The sequence below is a fragment of the Halomonas sp. ABH4_019 genome (genome assembly GCF_056159885.1).
The window spans coordinates 431234-445405 of sequence record NZ_JBSWWC010000001.1 but is presented as its reverse complement, the minus strand read 5'-3'; the positions used below and the strand labels follow the sequence as shown (position 1 = coordinate 445405).

The following is a 14172-nucleotide window of genomic DNA, read 5'->3' as shown; positions in this document are numbered from 1 at the left end:
GCTTACAGGTACGAGAGACGATGGCGGAGGGTTTCAGCGGCGAGCGAAAAAATTCACAGCCGCTGCGGCGCGCCCCGGTCGGTGGGGTAGAGGTAGCCGTGGATCGCCGGGCCGGTGGGCTGGCCGGTGGGCGAGCCGCCCGGGGGCTCGATGCTGATGCCGAAGGTGGCGCGCTTGAGCAGTTCGGGATCGAAGTCGCTCAGGGCGTCGGCCGCCAGGCTGAGGTCGTCGTTCAGCACGCCCACCGAGCGGGGATCGGGCCCGAGCGAGGCCTCCTTGATCCACAGCTGGTAGGACTTGCCCGACACCGGCTCGGCGGTGACCGGCCGCACGTGCAGTCGGCGGCTGGGCAGGTCGACCGAGAGCATGAACGCCGGCTGCTGGTCGTTCTGCTGGAACACGGCCACGAAGGGCGGCTCGCCCGGTGTCTGGCCGACGGGGGCGATCACCAGCACCGCCAGCACCAGTGCCGCGGCGGTGGCGAGCCCGGTGCTCCAGCGCCAGAACCTCAGCCGTCGGTGAAGCGCGGCGAGCCGATGGCGTTCGATGGCAGGCTCGGTGGTGTTCGCCTCGAGGGCCTCGATGCGGCGTTCGATGCGCGCCAGCAGGTTCGGCCCCGGGGCCACCGCCTTCACCTCGTCGCCGAGCGGGGCGAGGCGGGCCTCCCAGGCCAGGATGCGCGCGTCCAGCTCGGGCTCGTGCGCTCGGCGCCGGGTCACGGCGGCGCGTTCGTCGGCCTCGAGGGTGCCCAGCACGTACTCGGCGGCCAGCATGTCGATATCGTCGCGGTCGTTCATGGCGCCAGGCATCCCTTGAGTTGCTTGAGGGCTCGATGCAGCCAGGTCTTGACGGTGTTCACCGGCTGCTCGAAGTGTGCGGCCAGCTCGGCCCGGGACCAGCCGTCCAGGTACGCGAGGCGCACCATGTCCCGGCGGTTGGCCTCGAGCTCGTCCAGGCAGGCGTGCAGCTGCCGTGCGTCCTGGTCGTGCTCGGCGAGCTCCCGGGCGCCGAGGTCGTCGGAGGGCGTCTGGTCCAGCGTCTCCTCGGGCTCATGGGGCGCCTTGGGCCGCCGGCGCAGCTCGTCGATGGCGGCATGGCGGGCGATGGCCACCATCCAGGCGATCGGCGAGGCGCGTCCGGTCTCGTACTGCGCGGCCTTCTGCCAGATGGTCACGTAGACCTCCTGGACGATGTCGTCCGCCTGGCCTCGTTCTCTCAAGATACGCAGCACCGTGCCATAGAGTTTCGCCGAGGTGGCTTCATACAGTCGGGCGAAGGCCTGGCGGTCGCGATTCGCCACGCCCTGCAGCAGCTCGGCGAGCCGGTCGCCGGGCGACTCCGGAGGGGTGGGGCGAGAAGCGCCCTGGGGCGCTGGGGAAGGCCGAAAGGCATCGGACATACCACGTTCCCTGTAGACGTCGATGGGAGACAAACCGTTTCCGGCAGACTGCGGTGCGTCGCCGCGCCGGTCAAGGTGCGGCCATTTCACGCTGGCGCCCGCGCAAGGGGCGGGCCGCTACAACGTTCCTGCCAGGATGACCACCGCCCCATAGGCCGCCACGCCGGCTATGACCGGCCAGCCCAGCGAGCGCTTGCGATGCCACACGGCCAGGGTCGCCACTACGCCGACCAGCGTGGCCAGCCAGGCCGTGGCGTCGGCGTGACGCGGCACCAGCGAGACGCCGAGCACCGCGGCGATCATCATCGGGCCCAGCAGGGCGAGCCAGCGGGGCATGGCCTCGACGCCGTCCTCGCCGTCGAGGCGCCGGAGGCGCCGTTGCATCCACAGCAGCGGCACCAGGCGCAGCAGCAGGGTACCGAGGGCCGAGGCCAGCACGGCCAGCCAGAGGGCGCTACTCATCGTCGCCTCCCTTGTCGTTGTCTCCCTGGCGGGGTGTCGGGAGTTTCACCGCGTAGAAACACAGCGCGCCACAGGCGGCGGCCACCGGGATGCCGATGTTGGTGTAGCCGGTGAGGGCGCAGAGCAGGGCCATCCCGATGCTGACCAACAATGCCAGGCTCCAGCGTCGCGAGGTGAAGCGCGGGGCCAGCAGCGCCAGGAACAGCGCCGGCAGGGCGAAGGGCATGACCTGGCCGAGCAGCGGCCAGCGGCTCACCAGCCACTCGCCGGCCACGGCGCCCAGCACCGTGCCGGCCACCCAGCTCGCCCAGGCCAGGATGGCCGCGCCGGCGAACCAGCCCGCGCGCTGTTCTTCGGGCAGCTGCGGCAGGCGATGCAGGGCCACGGCGAAGACCTGGTCGGTCAGGCCGTGCATCAGCCAGGGCCACCAGCGGCTCCGGCCCAGCACCGGGGCCAGGTTAGGCGCATAGACCACGTGGCGCACGTTGATCAGCAGCGTCATGGCGACCACCAGCCACAGCGGCGCGCCGCCGGCGACCATGCCCACGAACAGGAACTGCGAGGCCCCAGCGTACACCAGCAGCGAAATGAGGGTCGCCTCCCAGGGGCTGAAGCCCGACTGCACGGCGATCAGGCCGAACGAGATCGCCACCGGCACGTAGCCGCCGAGCAGTGGAATCGCCTCGCGCACGCCGGTCAGCCAGGGGCGGGCGAGCGTCGAAGTGGCTTGCAGGGTCATGGCGTGGCGCCCTCCTTGGCGTAGACGATGGTCAGCAGCAGCGTCGCCCAATGCTCGCCGGTGCGGTAGCAGTGGGGGCGGTCGGCCGGGAAGGCCAGGCTGTCGCCGGCCTTGAGCCTGGTGGTCTCGCCCTCGGGACCCGCCTCCAGCTCGCCGCTGATCACGGTGAGCGATTCCAGGGTTCCCGGGGTATGGGGCTCGGCATGGCGGGTGGTGTGGGGCGCGCAGCGCATCCAGTAGGCATCCACCTGGGGCGTTTCCTGGCCCTGATCGATCAGCCGCACCTGAACGCCGTCCCCGCCCAGCGGCACGCTGATCGGGGCCACCAGGGTGCCGAAGGGCTCGTTGAGCTGCACCGCCAGCCGCCAGATGGTGTCCAGCGTCGGGTTGCCGTTGCCCTGCTCGAGGCGCGACAGGTTCGACTTGGCGATGCCGGCGGCGGCGGCCAGCTGCGACAGCGACAGCCCCTTCTCCTGCCGCAGGCGCTGCAGGTGCTGGCCCAGGGTGCCGAGGGCGAGGCGATCCATGGTCATGCTCCCGATGGTTCGACGCAGTAGTGTTCGATATACAGAACGTTCTATAAAAGGAACGCTAGCTTGTCAAGGGGGGCGAGGGGCGGGAGGCGAGGAGAACGCAGGGGGAAGAGTAGAAGGCAGCGGGAGCGGAAAGGAGAAAGGAGCCCCGCCCGGCCGCCGTGCGGCCGGGCGGGTGAGGGCTCAACCCTCGTCGGTCTTGCCGTCGGCGCGGCAGGCCGCGGCGGTGAACAGCACGTCGGTGGAGGAGTTCAGCGCGGTCTCGGTGGAGTCCTGCACCACGCTGATCACGAAGCCGATCGCCACCACCTGCATGGCCACGTCGGCGGAGATGCCGAACAGGCTGGCGGCCATGGGAATCAGCAGCAGCGAGCCGCCGGCCACGCCGGAAACGCCGCAGGCGGCCAGCGCCGAGACGATGCACAGCAGCAGGGCGGTGGCGAAGTCGACCTGAATGCCCAGGGTGTGGGCGGCGGCCAGGGTGATCACGGTGATGGTGATGGCGGCGCCGCACATGTTGATGGTCGCGCCCAGCGGGATCGAGATCGAGTAGGTGTCGGCGTCCAGCTTGAGGCGCTTGCACAGCTCCAGGTTGACCGGGATGTTGGCCGCCGAGCTGCGGGTGAAGAAGGCGGTAATGGCGCTGCCGCGCAGGCAGGCGAACACCAGCGGGTAAGGGTTGCGGCCGGTCTTCAGGAACACGATCAGCGGGTTGGTGACCAGCGCCACGAACAGCATGCAGCCGACGATCACCAGCAGCAGGCGGCCGTAGTCGAGCAGGGCGCCGAGGCCGGATTCGGCCAGGGTGTTGGCGACCAGGCCGAGGATGCCCAGCGGGGCGAAGCGGATCACCAGCCGGACGATGCCCGACACGGCGTCGGAGAGGTCGTTCAGCGCGGTGCGGGTGCTCTCGGCAGCATGGCGCAGCATCAGCCCCAGGCCGATGGCCCAGGCCAGGATGGCGATGAAGTTGGCCTCCATCAGCGCGCCGACCGGGTTGGCCACGGCGCTCAGCAGCAGGTTACGCAGGATCTCGACGACCCCGCCGGGCGGGGTGCCGCTCGCCGCCGGGGCGTCCAGCGCCAGGGGGGTGGGGAAGGCGAAGCTCGCCGCCACGGCCACCAGTGCCGCCACCAGGGTGCCGACGAGGTAGAGCACCAGCACCGAGCGGATATGGGTGGGCTGGCCCTGGCGATGGTTGGCGATCGCCGCCGCCACCAGCACGAAGACCAGCACCGGGGCCACCGCCTTCAGCGCGGAGACGAACACCTGGCCGAGCAGGGCGGCCGCCCGGGCGGTATCGGGGGCGAAGGTGGCGAGCAGCAGGCCGGCGACGATGCCCAGCGCGATCTGGGGGATCAGCCCCAGCCGCAGCAGCGGGCGGCCCAGGGTGTTGAGGGTAGCGATCATGGGGTGTCTCTTGTGGAATCACGGGATGCATGAACGGTCGGGAGCCGGCAGGCCAGGCGGCGCCACGACGACCGGCACCGCGGCGTCTGGCCACGGTGGGGATGGGGTCGCGGGAGGCGGGCCGACGAGGCCTTGCCCGGGGATCGCCCGGGGCGGGGCTTCCGGCAGGCGCGCGCATTCTACCATCGTCGCGATGCCGCAGGGGTTAAGACTTTGGTTTCGGTGGAAGGCAGGGGAATAATCGGCTAGAGGGCGGTATTGCTGGTGAAAGTCTGTCCTCGAGGCTTGAGTCTTGAAGTCATCGCTCTCGAGGCGCCAGCGCAGGCCGCAGGGTCAGGGCGAGCGGAAATGCAGCCGGGGATCGTCGTTGTAGGTCAGCGCGGTGTCGAGGCCGCATGCCAGGCAGCGGCAGCCGTCCCGTTCGAAATCGGGGCGGAAGTGCTCCCAGGATTGCCGGTCGCGGGAGACCTCGGTGTTGCCGCAGCTACACAGCAGGATGAAGGTGTCGCTGGGGCCCGGCGAGAAGAGGATCGTGCTGTTGGAAGGCGTGTCCTCGAGCAGGCTCGCCGCTGCACAGGCCGTGTTGTTCATAGGTGTGGTCCGTCTGGTCCGCTGACGTGATGGATGACGATTATACGGCGTGATGCCAGCGTTGGATGCGCGCGATAGGCGCGAGGCGCTATCCGCGTTGTCGCGTGTATCCGTAGGAGAAAGCGCACGGTGCCCTGCCAGCGGCGTACAGGGGACGAGGCGATGGTGAGATGATGGCACCGCCGAGCGAGCGCGTGGCCGGGAATTCTATGACACTTTGCCGTCGTCGTGCGATCGAGAGGGCTCGCGCGACCACGATGCCGTTCTCAGCCGGCCCGGGGGGCGAGCAGGATGATCCCGGCACCGGCCAGGCACAGGGCGGCGCCGAGCAGGTCCCAGCGGTCGGGAAGGCGGTGTTCCACCGCCCATAACCACGCGAGGGAGGCGACGATGTAGACGCCGCCGTAGGCGGCATAGGCGCGCCCGGCGTAGTCGGCGCTCGAGAGGCTGAGCAACCAGGCGAACAGCGCCAGGCTGGCCAGCCCCGGCAGCAGCCACAGCGCCGAGGCACCCTGCCGCCACCAGGCCCAGACGCTGAAGCAGCCGGCGATCTCGGCCAGGGCGGCGGCGGCGTAGACCAGCGGCGTCATGGCGACGCCGCCGGTGTCGGGCGGAGCGGGGCGGTCACGCCGTCAGGCGCGCTGCCACGGCATCCAGGAAGCCGTGCATGTCGACCACGGTCTCGGCGGCCGGATCGGTGGTCTTGCCCTTGAGGTCGCCGGTCACGATGCCATCGCCGATGGTGTCGATCAGTGCCGCCTTGAGGCGGGTGGCGTAGTCGGCCAGCGCGTCGTTGTCCTCGCGCTCGGCCAGGGTCTGCAGGGCATTGCCCACGGCGTAGATCAGCGCGGAGGAGTTGAAGTGGGCCTCCTTGCCGTCGCTCTCCAGGTACTTGAGGTAGAGGTCGTGGGCGGTGCCGTGGGGCGCCTCGAACAGCATGGTGCCGTTCTTGCTCTCGATGATCGAGCTGGCGGTGGCCAGGCTGCCGCCGAGCGCCGCGGAGATGTCGGAGAAGATGTCGCCGTCCAGGTTCTGCGCCGGGTAGAGGGCGTTTCTGGGCGGGTCGGTGATCATCTTGATCAGCTGGCTGGAGGGCCGCATGATCATGAACGACGGCGGCGGGGTGTCGGCGCGGGCCAGTTCGCGGCGTGCCTGGGTGATGACGTCGCTGAACACCTCGTCATAGTCCATGTACTCGCGCTTGAGGCCGAAGTAGACCTCCTTGTCCTTGCGCGAGGCGTCGCGGAATACCTGCAGCACCCAGTCCTTGATCGCCGCGCGGTCGTTGGACATCAGCAGGATGGGGTCGCCCTGCTTGACGTGGCGGGCGTGCTTTTCCTCACCGTCGACCACCACCTTGAGGATGCCGTCCTCGGCGGCCGGGGCGTTGAAGCTGCCGTACTGGTCGCCGCCGCCGGCGCTCATCCGCGAGATCGACACCTGGGCCTTGCGCTCGGGGATGCCGTAGCGCTTGAGTTGCTCGACCAGCTTGTAGAGCTTGCGTCCGGTGTTGTTGTCCGGCACGCCCCACAGCGCCCGCTCCGGCGGGTTGGCGACCAGCCGTGCGGCCTGGGCGTCGATCAGCTCGTAGTGGTAGGCGAGCCCCAGGGCCTCGGCCTTGGCCTGGTAGTCGGTCCGGTAGATGTCCTCGATGGCGGCGCGCATCACGCCGTCGTAGCCGGCGATGACGGTGTCCTTGAGGCCCAGGTAGATGTCGCGCTTCTCGTCGAGGGCGCGCTGGAAGAAGCGGTGGGCCCAGGCCTTGACGTCTTCCAGGTCGTTGGTGGCCAGCAGCCAGGGGTCGCCCTTGTTGACCTCGCGGCGGTGCAGCTCGATGGGGTCGCCGCTCTGGCCCACGAACAGCAGCTTGACGATGCCGGTGGCCGAGGACAGGGCGTTGTAGCTGTCCTTGGTGCCGCCGTGCTCCATGGTCTCGACCTCGATGTCGCGGCCGATCCAGGCCGGCCGGTCGACCTTGAGGTTGCGAAACTCGATGTCCTCGCGGGTGATGTTGCCGCCGATGCCCTTGCGGATCGCGCCGTTGGGCGACTTGGTGGCCAGCGGGTTGAGGGTCTCGGCGTCGAGCTCGGGATGCTTGGCCAGCAGGGCGTCGCGCTGTTCGCGATTGACGGTCATGCCGGCGTTCTTGATCCCGACCCCGTGGCGATTGAGCGCGTCGATGGCGTCCGTCACCGCCTGGCCGTTGGTGACCAGCCGGTTCTCGGCGGTCAGGTCGATCTCGACCAGATCGATCGCCAGCGGCCGGGTCACGAAGGTGTCGATGATCTTCTCGAAGGCCACCTGTGCCATCTCGTCGCCGTGCAGGATGACCAGTGGGGACGCCACCTGGATCTTGTCGCTCATCACTCTTCCCATGTTCGTGCTGGTGGAATGGCCTCGCGCGCCGGACGCGGTCAGGATCGACATCGGAGCGTCGCCGGCTGCCGTGAGATCAGGGCCTTATTGTACATGCTAAGGCGCCATCTCGTCGGCTTTGGAAGTATGCGCTCTGGCTTGGGGCCGATCCGTCGACAGGTCTGCGAGGGGCGCTATGAACCCATCCCTGGGCGCTACTTTGGCCATCCTTGGCCAAAAACCCCCCTCTGCGACCTGTCCCCGGCGCTCCTGGCGCAAGTCCTGTCGCGTCAGGCCCTCAGACCGGCTGGCGATCAGGCGGCGTGGGCGACAGGTGCCGCACGCGTCGGGCGAGGTCGCTGACGTGGGGCTCCACTACGCCGAGCTCGGCCAGCGCCGTCTCGAGGTGCAGCAGGTAGTCGCTATTGGGGCCGCTCGGGCCATGTGCCGCGGCGATCTGGCGGGCCATGGCATCGGCGTCGGCCTCGCCCAGGAAGGCGGCGTTGTCGGCGGTGGCGATGTAGGTCAGGCCCTTCGCGGTGGTGCCGTCATCGAACTGCAGCGGGGTGATCTCGCGCAGGTAGCCGTTCTTCTCGCGCACGTCGAGGGGCCCCAGGGTCGTCGGGGTGATGCGATAGGCCATGCCCGCGCAGCTGGCTCCCGGCTCGGCCACCAGGGTGGCGACCCGGCCCGGTGCCGCGGGCGTGCCGCGGTGGTCGTGGGAGCCCTGCCAGAAGCGCCGCACCCAGCCGTGGATGCGCGCCGGGCGGCGTTCCAGGTAGGGAAAGTCGGCCTTCCAGATCAGCGAGCCGTAGCCGAATAGCCACAGCTCGTCGTGGTCGTCGAAGTGGGTCATGCGGCGATTGAGATCGGTGGTGTCGAGGGCCATGGGGGAATGCCGTGGTCGTGGATCGGTCATCGGGTCAAGGCCATGATGCGCGTGGAGCCGGGCCTTGTCGAAGCGCGGGGTGAATGGGTACATGAGATGGTTTGTTTTGTGTACAAAAATCGATGGCGTAAGATAGGGCTTCCGATCGACAAGACCGGCCGTGAGCCGGCCCCCTGAGGAGGAATCATGAGCTTCACCGTCTACCTGTCCGGCGAGATCCATACCGACTGGCGCGAGGAGATCCAGCGCGGCGCGCGGGATGCCGGCCTCGACATCGCCTTCACCGCCCCGGTCACCGACCATGACGCCAGCGATGCCGCCGGCGATCATCTCGGCCCGCAGAGCGAGGGCTACTGGCGCGATCACAAGTCGTCCAAGGTCAACGCCATTCGCACCAAGACCCTGATCGAACAGAGCGACCTGGTGGTGGTGCGCTTCGGCGACAAGTACAAGCAGTGGAACGCGGCCTTCGATGCCGGCTACTGCGCGGCCCTGGGCAAGCCCTACGTGACCCTGCACAGCGCGGAGATCGTCCATCCGCTCAAGGAAGTGGACGCCGCCGCCATGGCCTGGGCGACCAGCCCGGCCCAGGTGGTCGAGATCCTGCGCTACGTGCTGCGCGCCTGATGGCGCATCGGGGCTGGTGTCCGCCGGCCCCGGCGGCTACCCTTCGCCGGGTCGATGACTCGCTGATTCGAGGAGCCCTTCCGTCATGACCGTGATGATGCTTGGCCTCGTGCTCTTTCTCGGTATGCACTCCGTGCGCATCGTCGCCGACGGCTGGCGCCGCGAGCGCATCGCCCGCTGGGGAGAGAATCGCTGGAAAGCGCTCTACAGCCTGGTGTCGCTGTTGGGGCTGGCGCTGGCGATCTGGGGCTTCGCCCAGATGCGCCTCGATTCGCCCATCCTGTGGACGCCGCCGTTGGCACTGCGCCACCTGGTCATGCTGCTGATGATCCCGGCCTTCGTGCTGGTGGCGGCGGCCTACGTGCCTCGCAACCACCTCAAGGCGCGACTGGGCCATCCGATGATCCTCGGCGTCAAGCTGTGGGCCCTCTCTCACCTGCTGGTCAACGGTCGGTTCGGCGATATCGTCTTCTTCGGCGCCTTCCTGGCCTGGGCGATCCTCGACTTCCGTGTCGCCCGTCGCCGGCCCGCCCCGGTGCCGGTAACCTCGACCGGCGGAGGCACCCTTGCCACCCTGGTGGTCGGCGTGCTCGCCTATGTGCTGTTCGCTTTCTGGTTGCACGGTCCGCTGATCGGCGTGCCGGTCATGTAAGGGCCCGTGACGATGGATACATTGGTGATGTGGCTGGCCACCGGCTTCGGCCTGGGGCTGTCTCCCTGGGCCTCGGGCACCGTCGGCACGCTGCTGGCGCTGCCGCTGGCCTGGTGGCTGCTCGGCCGTTCGCGCCGCTGGCAGCTCGGCGTGGCGGCGATCCTGCTGGTGGCGGCGATGCCGCTCTGCCAGCTGGCCTCGGATGCCCTGGGCGGCAAGGACGACGGGCGCATCGTGCTCGACGAGATCGTCGCCTTCCCGGTGGCGGTGCTGGGCCAGGCGGCGGCCCGCCAGCCGCTGGTCATGGCCGGCGCCTTCGCCGCCTACCGCCTGCTGGATGCCACCAAGCCGCCGCCGGTCACCCAGGCCGAGGGCATCGTCGGCGGGGTGGGCATCGTGCTCGATGACACCGTAGCCGCCCTCTACGCCTGGGCACTGCTGGCCGGCGGCGTGGCGCTGTGGCGGCGTCGCCGCACCGGTGGATGCCGGTGATGGGGCCAGGGGCCATCCGCTGCGACAAGGCGTCGCGCGCTCGCCTGCCGAGTGAGCGGCGCGACTGCGCTATCCTGTGGCCTTCTTCCATTGCCACCAACGCCGCCGACGCTACCCCATGACCCCCTTCCACGCCCTGCACCGTCATCGCCGTCCGGTCGCGCGCCTCGCGCTGCTGGCGATGCTGCTGCTGGTGCTGGGGCCGCTGGTGGGGCAGCTGAGCGCGTCCCAGCGCGACCATCACGCCGGTCACGCCTCTGGCGGGACGGCGCACGGTCATCATGCCGGCCATGCGGCGGCCATGCCGGCCGAGGCGCGGCATGCCGCTGCCGAGGCCCGCTGGCATGCGGCCTGCGGCTACTGCACGCTGTTCCAGCAGATGCCGGTGCTCTCGGCGATGCTGCCGAGCGTGCCGCCCCTGGCCGCCCAGGCCATCACCGCCCCGGTAGTGGCGACCCGCGCCGCCCACGGCGGCCCCGCGGTCTTTCCCCAGGCGCCGACGCGCGCCCCACCCCTGCGTCGCTCGTGACCCCCTGATGTAACGCGCAACGCCACCGATCGCCGCCGTCCCCGGGACGAGGGCGAGGGCGTGCGTCCCCTGAATCCCTCGAGCGAGCCTCATATGAGCAACAAAGCGCAGGACCTCTATCGCGCCGTCTGGCGCTGGCACTTCTATGCCGGGCTGATCGTCATCCCGTTCCTGATCTCCCTGGCGGTCACCGGTGCCCTCTATCTCTTCCACGATTCCATCGACCGCTGGTGGCACGCCGATACGATGACGGTCGAGGCCCGCGAGGTCGAGCTGGTCGACCCGAGGGTGCAGCGCGACGCGGCGCTGGCCGCGGTCGACGGCGAGGCGTTCCGCTATGTGCCGCCGGCCGCCGACACCCTGGCCGCCGAGGTCGACGTGACGCGCCCGGACGGCAGCCGGGTGGCGGTGTTCGTCGATCCCTATGACGGCGAGGTGACCGGGCAGATGCCCTATCGCGGCACCGTGATGTGGCTGGTCCGGACCCTGCACAGCCTCAACTACTTCGGTGCCAACGCCAGTCTGGTCATCGAGATCGTCGGCGGCTGGGCGATCCTGCTGGTGCTGACCGGCCTCTACCTGTGGTGGCCGCGGGGCCGGCGCGGCGGCGTGGTGTCGGTGCGCGGCCGGCCGGGCAAGCGAGTGTTCTGGCGTGACCTGCACGCGGTGACCGGGCTCTTCGTCGGCGGGATCATCCTGTTCCTGGCCCTCACCGGCATGCCCTGGTCGACGGTGTGGGGCAGCAAGGTCAACGAACTGGCCAACGGCCACAACTTCGGCTACCCGGACGGAGTGCGGGTCAACGTGCCGATGTCCGAGGCGCGCCTGGCCGAGCGCGAGGCCACCAGCTGGTCGCTGGAGCAGGCGCGGCTGCCGACCTCGTCCGCCGAGGGCGCGGGTGCGGCGCCGATCGGCCTCGACCGCGCGGTGGCGACCTTCGACGGCCTGGGGCTGGCGCCGGGCTATGCGGTGAGCCTGCCGGGCGGGCCCGAGGGCGTCTATACCGGCTCCGCCTATCCGGACGACCTGAGCCGTCAGCGGGTGGTGCACCTCGACCAGTACAGCGGCGAGGCGCTGCTCGACATGAATTACGCCGACTACGGTCCGCTGGGCCGCGGCCTGGAGTGGGGCATCAACGTCCACCTGGGGCAGCAGTACGGCCTGGCCAACCAGCTGATCCTGGCGCTGGCCTGCGCCGGCATCGTGCTGCTGTGCGTATCCTCAGGGGTGATGTGGTGGAAGCGCCGGCCGGCCGGGCGGCTGGGCGTGCCGCCGGCACCCGCCGATACCCGTCCGCTGCGCGGCGTGCTGGCGCTGCTGGCCATCGGCGGGGTGCTGTTCCCGCTGGTCGGCGCCTCGCTGGTCGTGATGGCGGCGGTCGACGCCCTGGTGCGGCGCCGCGCGGCCGGCCGCGGCGCGGTGGCCTGATCCGTTCGGCATCCGCCCTTGTCGCCCCCGCTCAGTCCTTGTCCGGCGGGGGCGGGAAGGTCACGTCGAAGCCCCGGGCGTCGAGCTGGCGGATCTCGCTGGGACGCCCCTGGTCGTCGAGCTCCACCAGGCCGATGCCGGCGCCGTTCCATAGCCGCTCCCCGGCCCGGGCACGATCCGGGTCGCGGGGCTTGATGCGCATCGGCCGGCGCTGGGTGAACCAGTTGAGCGGCGAGCGCGGCGAGTACAGCCAGCGGTTGGCGCGGTCGAAGGCGTCCAGCAGGGTGTCGGGGAAGGCGTTCTTGAGCCCGCTGGAGGTGATCTGCCAGATGCGTGGGCCGGAGCGGCGATGGCGGATGCGGATGTCGTAGGCGAAGGAGTAGTGCACGTCGCCGGAGAGCACGACGTAGTGCCCCGGGGTCCGCGAGTGGCGGAAGATGTTGAGCATCACGCTGGCCGCGCCGCGGTGCGCCATCCAGTTCTCGGCGTCCACCAGCAGCGGCTTGCCGATCAGGGTGAACAGCTTCTGGATGCCCTCGATCAGCTTGACGCCGAACATCGGCGCCGGCGAGACGATGATCACCGAGGGGGCGTCGAGCAGCTCCTGCTGGAAGTCCGACAGCGCTTCCCAGTCCATCAGCCCCGAGGGCCTTCGCGGGCTGCGTTCGCTGCGCCAGCGGCGGGTGCGGGTGTCCAGCACCACCAGCTTGGGCGTGCCCGGCACCTGGAACTCCCAGCCCTCGAAGCGCTGCAGGTGGCGGATACAGGTGTCATGCGCCTCGGCGGGCAGCCAGCCGTCGGCCGCCTCGGCGGCGTCGAGCAGGGCGGCCGCCTCGTCCATTGGCGCGGCCAGGCGGTCCGGGTCGTTGCCCCAGCCCTGGCACAGCAGGTAGGCCAGCAGGGCGTTGCCGAGGATGCGCCGCGAGAAGGGATGGCCGTAGGCGCAGGCCTCCCAGTCGGCGGTGAGGTTCCAGTCGTCGGTGACGTCATGGTCGTCGAAGATCATCAGCGACGGCACATGGGCGAGCAGCCGGGCGGCGGCGGGCAGTCCCTCGACGAAGCGCTCAATGACCGCGGCCTCGTCGGCGAAGGCCGTGGCGTTCGCCTCGTCCAGCGACGGTGCGGCGATCTCCACCAGCCGCCAGGGCTCCGGTGACCACACCAGCAGGTACATGGCCATGACCTCGGCGAAGGTCATCAGGTGGTTGTGGGCGTGGGCCGAGGTGAACACCGGCTTGCGGGCGCCGGCGAAGAAGCGTTCGCGCAGGTCGTCGCTGCTGTCCACGTCGGGCAGCAGCGCCTCGCGGCGATAGTAGGTCGAGTCGGCGGCGTAGAGGCCCTGGCTATCGCTGACGGTGGCGCCTTCCAGCGGCTCGTCGAACAGGCCCAGGCGGCGGATCAGGGCGTGGATCGCCACCAGGGTGGGGCCGGCCACGTCGTCGGCGTAGACCTGGTCGCCGGTCATCAGCAGCCAGGCCGGCCAGGCCTCGGCGTCGTCACGGCGCTCGGCGAGCCAGGCATCGGCGCGTACCAGGGCGTCCGGGCCGTCGTGGTGGGGCCGCCGGCAGGAGCCGTGGAGCAGGCGACGATGGCTATCGGCCAGCACGAAGCAGGGGCGCCGTGCGCCCTCGTGCAGCAGGTGCGGGGCCCAGTCGGCGATGCCGGCTTCGCCGCCGGCAGTGGCCAGGCGCAGGTCGTAGTCGATCACCACGCCGGTGGGCAGCGGCGTCTCCAGGGTCACGTCGATCAGGTGCAGCACCGCATGACGGCCCAGCGGCAAGCGGCGGACCCGGTGCTCGTTCAGGGCCAGCCGACGCGGGCCGTGACCCGCCGGATGCAGCAGCAGCTTGCCTTCCAGATGGCGCGAGCCTACCAGCCAGATCCTCAGGCGGTCCGGGGCGAGGCGGCGCAGCACGGGGCCGGCGAGCACGTCCGGTAGCTCGGCGGACGCGGCGGTATCGGGGGTGGCGGTATCGGCAGACGTCATTGTCGAGGCGCTTCCTGAACGTGCAGATAAGAGTCGGGCGACATGGCGGGCGGGAGAGTGGATCCCGCCTGGCGCCATG

At 70.1% G+C, this 14172-nt stretch carries 16 protein-coding genes; 5 read left to right on the top strand and 11 right to left on the bottom strand.

Going from position 1 to position 14172, the window contains the following annotated elements; translation table 11 throughout:
• Positions 1-53: 53 nt before the first annotated feature.
• The 10 genes from ACXAFN_RS02035 to ACXAFN_RS01990 form a co-directional block, all read right to left on the bottom strand.
• Positions 54-797, bottom strand: coding sequence for an anti-sigma factor (locus ACXAFN_RS02035; RefSeq protein WP_474985752.1), 744 nt, complete (start codon positions 795-797; stop codon positions 54-56).
• Positions 794-1399 (bottom strand): sigma-70 family RNA polymerase sigma factor, encoded by a 606-nt coding sequence (locus tag ACXAFN_RS02030; protein WP_474985750.1) that lies wholly within the window; start codon positions 1397-1399, stop codon positions 794-796. The genes ACXAFN_RS02035 and ACXAFN_RS02030 overlap by 4 nt, the downstream gene beginning before the upstream one ends.
• A 117-nt stretch (positions 1400-1516) precedes the next feature.
• Positions 1517-1861, bottom strand: a complete 345-nt coding sequence (locus tag ACXAFN_RS02025) for an AzlD domain-containing protein (RefSeq protein ID WP_474985748.1) — start codon at positions 1859-1861, stop codon at positions 1517-1519.
• Positions 1854-2600 carry an AzlC family ABC transporter permease gene (locus ACXAFN_RS02020; RefSeq protein ID WP_474985746.1) on the bottom strand — a complete coding sequence of 249 codons (747 nt, stop codon included), beginning with the start codon at positions 2598-2600 and terminating at the stop codon, positions 1854-1856. Before ACXAFN_RS02020 ends, ACXAFN_RS02025 begins: the two co-directional genes overlap by 8 nt.
• Positions 2597-3127 carry a helix-turn-helix domain-containing protein gene (locus tag ACXAFN_RS02015; protein WP_474985744.1) on the bottom strand — a complete coding sequence of 177 codons (531 nt, stop codon included), beginning with the start codon at positions 3125-3127 and terminating at the stop codon, positions 2597-2599. The genes ACXAFN_RS02020 and ACXAFN_RS02015 overlap by 4 nt, the downstream gene beginning before the upstream one ends.
• 189 nt (positions 3128-3316) lie before the next feature.
• Positions 3317-4543 carry a serine/threonine transporter SstT gene (sstT, locus tag ACXAFN_RS02010; protein ID WP_474985742.1) on the bottom strand — a complete coding sequence of 409 codons (1227 nt, stop codon included), beginning with the start codon at positions 4541-4543 and terminating at the stop codon, positions 3317-3319.
• A 333-nt stretch (positions 4544-4876) separates the two neighbouring features.
• On the bottom strand, positions 4877-5134 hold the full coding sequence (locus tag ACXAFN_RS02005) for a hypothetical protein (protein ID WP_474985740.1): 258 nt from the start codon (positions 5132-5134) through the stop codon (positions 4877-4879).
• 266 nt (positions 5135-5400) lie between these two features.
• On the bottom strand, positions 5401-5724 hold the full coding sequence (locus ACXAFN_RS02000; RefSeq protein WP_474985739.1) for a YnfA family protein: 324 nt from the start codon (positions 5722-5724) through the stop codon (positions 5401-5403).
• 34 nt (positions 5725-5758) lie between these two features.
• Positions 5759-7498: an isocitrate/isopropylmalate family dehydrogenase gene (locus ACXAFN_RS01995; protein WP_474985737.1), complete on the bottom strand. Its 1740-nt coding sequence runs from the start codon at positions 7496-7498 to the stop codon at positions 5759-5761.
• Positions 7499-7787: 289 nt separating this feature from the next.
• Entirely contained in the window at positions 7788-8378 is a 591-nt protein-coding gene (locus ACXAFN_RS01990; protein WP_474985735.1) for a gamma-glutamylcyclotransferase, read from the bottom strand.
• Between the two features lie 186 nt (positions 8379-8564).
• On the opposite strand from ACXAFN_RS01990, the gene ACXAFN_RS01985 reads away from it, so the two are divergent.
• The 5 genes from ACXAFN_RS01985 (at position 8565) to ACXAFN_RS01965 (ending at position 12106) form a co-directional block, all read left to right on the top strand.
• Positions 8565-9005 carry a YtoQ family protein gene (locus tag ACXAFN_RS01985; protein ID WP_474985733.1) on the top strand — a complete coding sequence of 147 codons (441 nt, stop codon included), beginning with the start codon at positions 8565-8567 and terminating at the stop codon, positions 9003-9005.
• 85 nt (positions 9006-9090) lie between these two features.
• Complete coding sequence (locus ACXAFN_RS01980) at positions 9091-9657, top strand: NnrU family protein (protein WP_474985731.1); 567 nt, start codon at positions 9091-9093, stop codon at positions 9655-9657.
• Positions 9658-9669: 12 nt separating this feature from the next.
• Entirely contained in the window at positions 9670-10149 is a 480-nt protein-coding gene (locus tag ACXAFN_RS01975) for a phosphatidylglycerophosphatase A family protein (RefSeq protein WP_474985729.1), read from the top strand.
• A 118-nt stretch (positions 10150-10267) separates the two neighbouring features.
• The gene (locus ACXAFN_RS01970) at positions 10268-10678 is read left to right on the top strand and encodes a DUF2946 domain-containing protein (protein ID WP_474985727.1); all 411 of its coding nucleotides are present in this window, start codon (positions 10268-10270) and stop codon (positions 10676-10678) included.
• A 93-nt stretch (positions 10679-10771) separates the two neighbouring features.
• Complete coding sequence (locus ACXAFN_RS01965; protein WP_474985725.1) at positions 10772-12106, top strand: PepSY-associated TM helix domain-containing protein; 1335 nt, start codon at positions 10772-10774, stop codon at positions 12104-12106.
• Between the two features lie 31 nt (positions 12107-12137).
• Here the strand turns inward: ACXAFN_RS01965 and ACXAFN_RS01960 are convergent, their stop codons facing one another.
• On the bottom strand, positions 12138-14093 hold the full coding sequence (locus tag ACXAFN_RS01960; RefSeq protein WP_474985723.1) for a metallophosphoesterase family protein: 1956 nt from the start codon (positions 14091-14093) through the stop codon (positions 12138-12140).
• Between the last annotated feature and the right edge of the window lie 79 nt (positions 14094-14172).

What these genes read in the sequence shown, in the direction of transcription:
- sstT (WP_474985742.1), bottom strand. Translation starts at nt 4,543, where the DNA reads ATGATCGCTACCCTCAACACCCTGGGCCGCCCGCTGCTGCGGCTGGGG.
- ACXAFN_RS01975 (WP_474985729.1), top strand. Translation starts at nt 9,670, where the DNA reads ATGGATACATTGGTGATGTGGCTGGCCACCGGCTTCGGCCTGGGGCTG.
- ACXAFN_RS02000 (WP_474985739.1), bottom strand. Translation starts at nt 5,724, where the DNA reads ATGACGCCGCTGGTCTACGCCGCCGCCGCCCTGGCCGAGATCGCCGGC.
- ACXAFN_RS01995 (WP_474985737.1), bottom strand. Translation starts at nt 7,498, where the DNA reads ATGAGCGACAAGATCCAGGTGGCGTCCCCACTGGTCATCCTGCACGGC.
- ACXAFN_RS02030 (WP_474985750.1), bottom strand. Translation starts at nt 1,399, where the DNA reads ATGTCCGATGCCTTTCGGCCTTCCCCAGCGCCCCAGGGCGCTTCTCGC.
- ACXAFN_RS01965 (WP_474985725.1), top strand. Translation starts at nt 10,772, where the DNA reads ATGAGCAACAAAGCGCAGGACCTCTATCGCGCCGTCTGGCGCTGGCAC.
- ACXAFN_RS01970 (WP_474985727.1), top strand. Translation starts at nt 10,268, where the DNA reads ATGACCCCCTTCCACGCCCTGCACCGTCATCGCCGTCCGGTCGCGCGC.
- ACXAFN_RS01985 (WP_474985733.1), top strand. Translation starts at nt 8,565, where the DNA reads ATGAGCTTCACCGTCTACCTGTCCGGCGAGATCCATACCGACTGGCGC.
- ACXAFN_RS02015 (WP_474985744.1), bottom strand. Translation starts at nt 3,127, where the DNA reads ATGGATCGCCTCGCCCTCGGCACCCTGGGCCAGCACCTGCAGCGCCTG.
- ACXAFN_RS02020 (WP_474985746.1), bottom strand. Translation starts at nt 2,600, where the DNA reads ATGACCCTGCAAGCCACTTCGACGCTCGCCCGCCCCTGGCTGACCGGC.
- ACXAFN_RS01960 (WP_474985723.1), bottom strand. Translation starts at nt 14,093, where the DNA reads ATGACGTCTGCCGATACCGCCACCCCCGATACCGCCGCGTCCGCCGAG.
- ACXAFN_RS02025 (WP_474985748.1), bottom strand. Translation starts at nt 1,861, where the DNA reads ATGAGTAGCGCCCTCTGGCTGGCCGTGCTGGCCTCGGCCCTCGGTACC.
- ACXAFN_RS01980 (WP_474985731.1), top strand. Translation starts at nt 9,091, where the DNA reads ATGACCGTGATGATGCTTGGCCTCGTGCTCTTTCTCGGTATGCACTCC.
- ACXAFN_RS02035 (WP_474985752.1), bottom strand. Translation starts at nt 797, where the DNA reads ATGAACGACCGCGACGATATCGACATGCTGGCCGCCGAGTACGTGCTG.
- ACXAFN_RS01990 (WP_474985735.1), bottom strand. Translation starts at nt 8,378, where the DNA reads ATGGCCCTCGACACCACCGATCTCAATCGCCGCATGACCCACTTCGAC.
- ACXAFN_RS02005 (WP_474985740.1), bottom strand. Translation starts at nt 5,134, where the DNA reads ATGAACAACACGGCCTGTGCAGCGGCGAGCCTGCTCGAGGACACGCCT.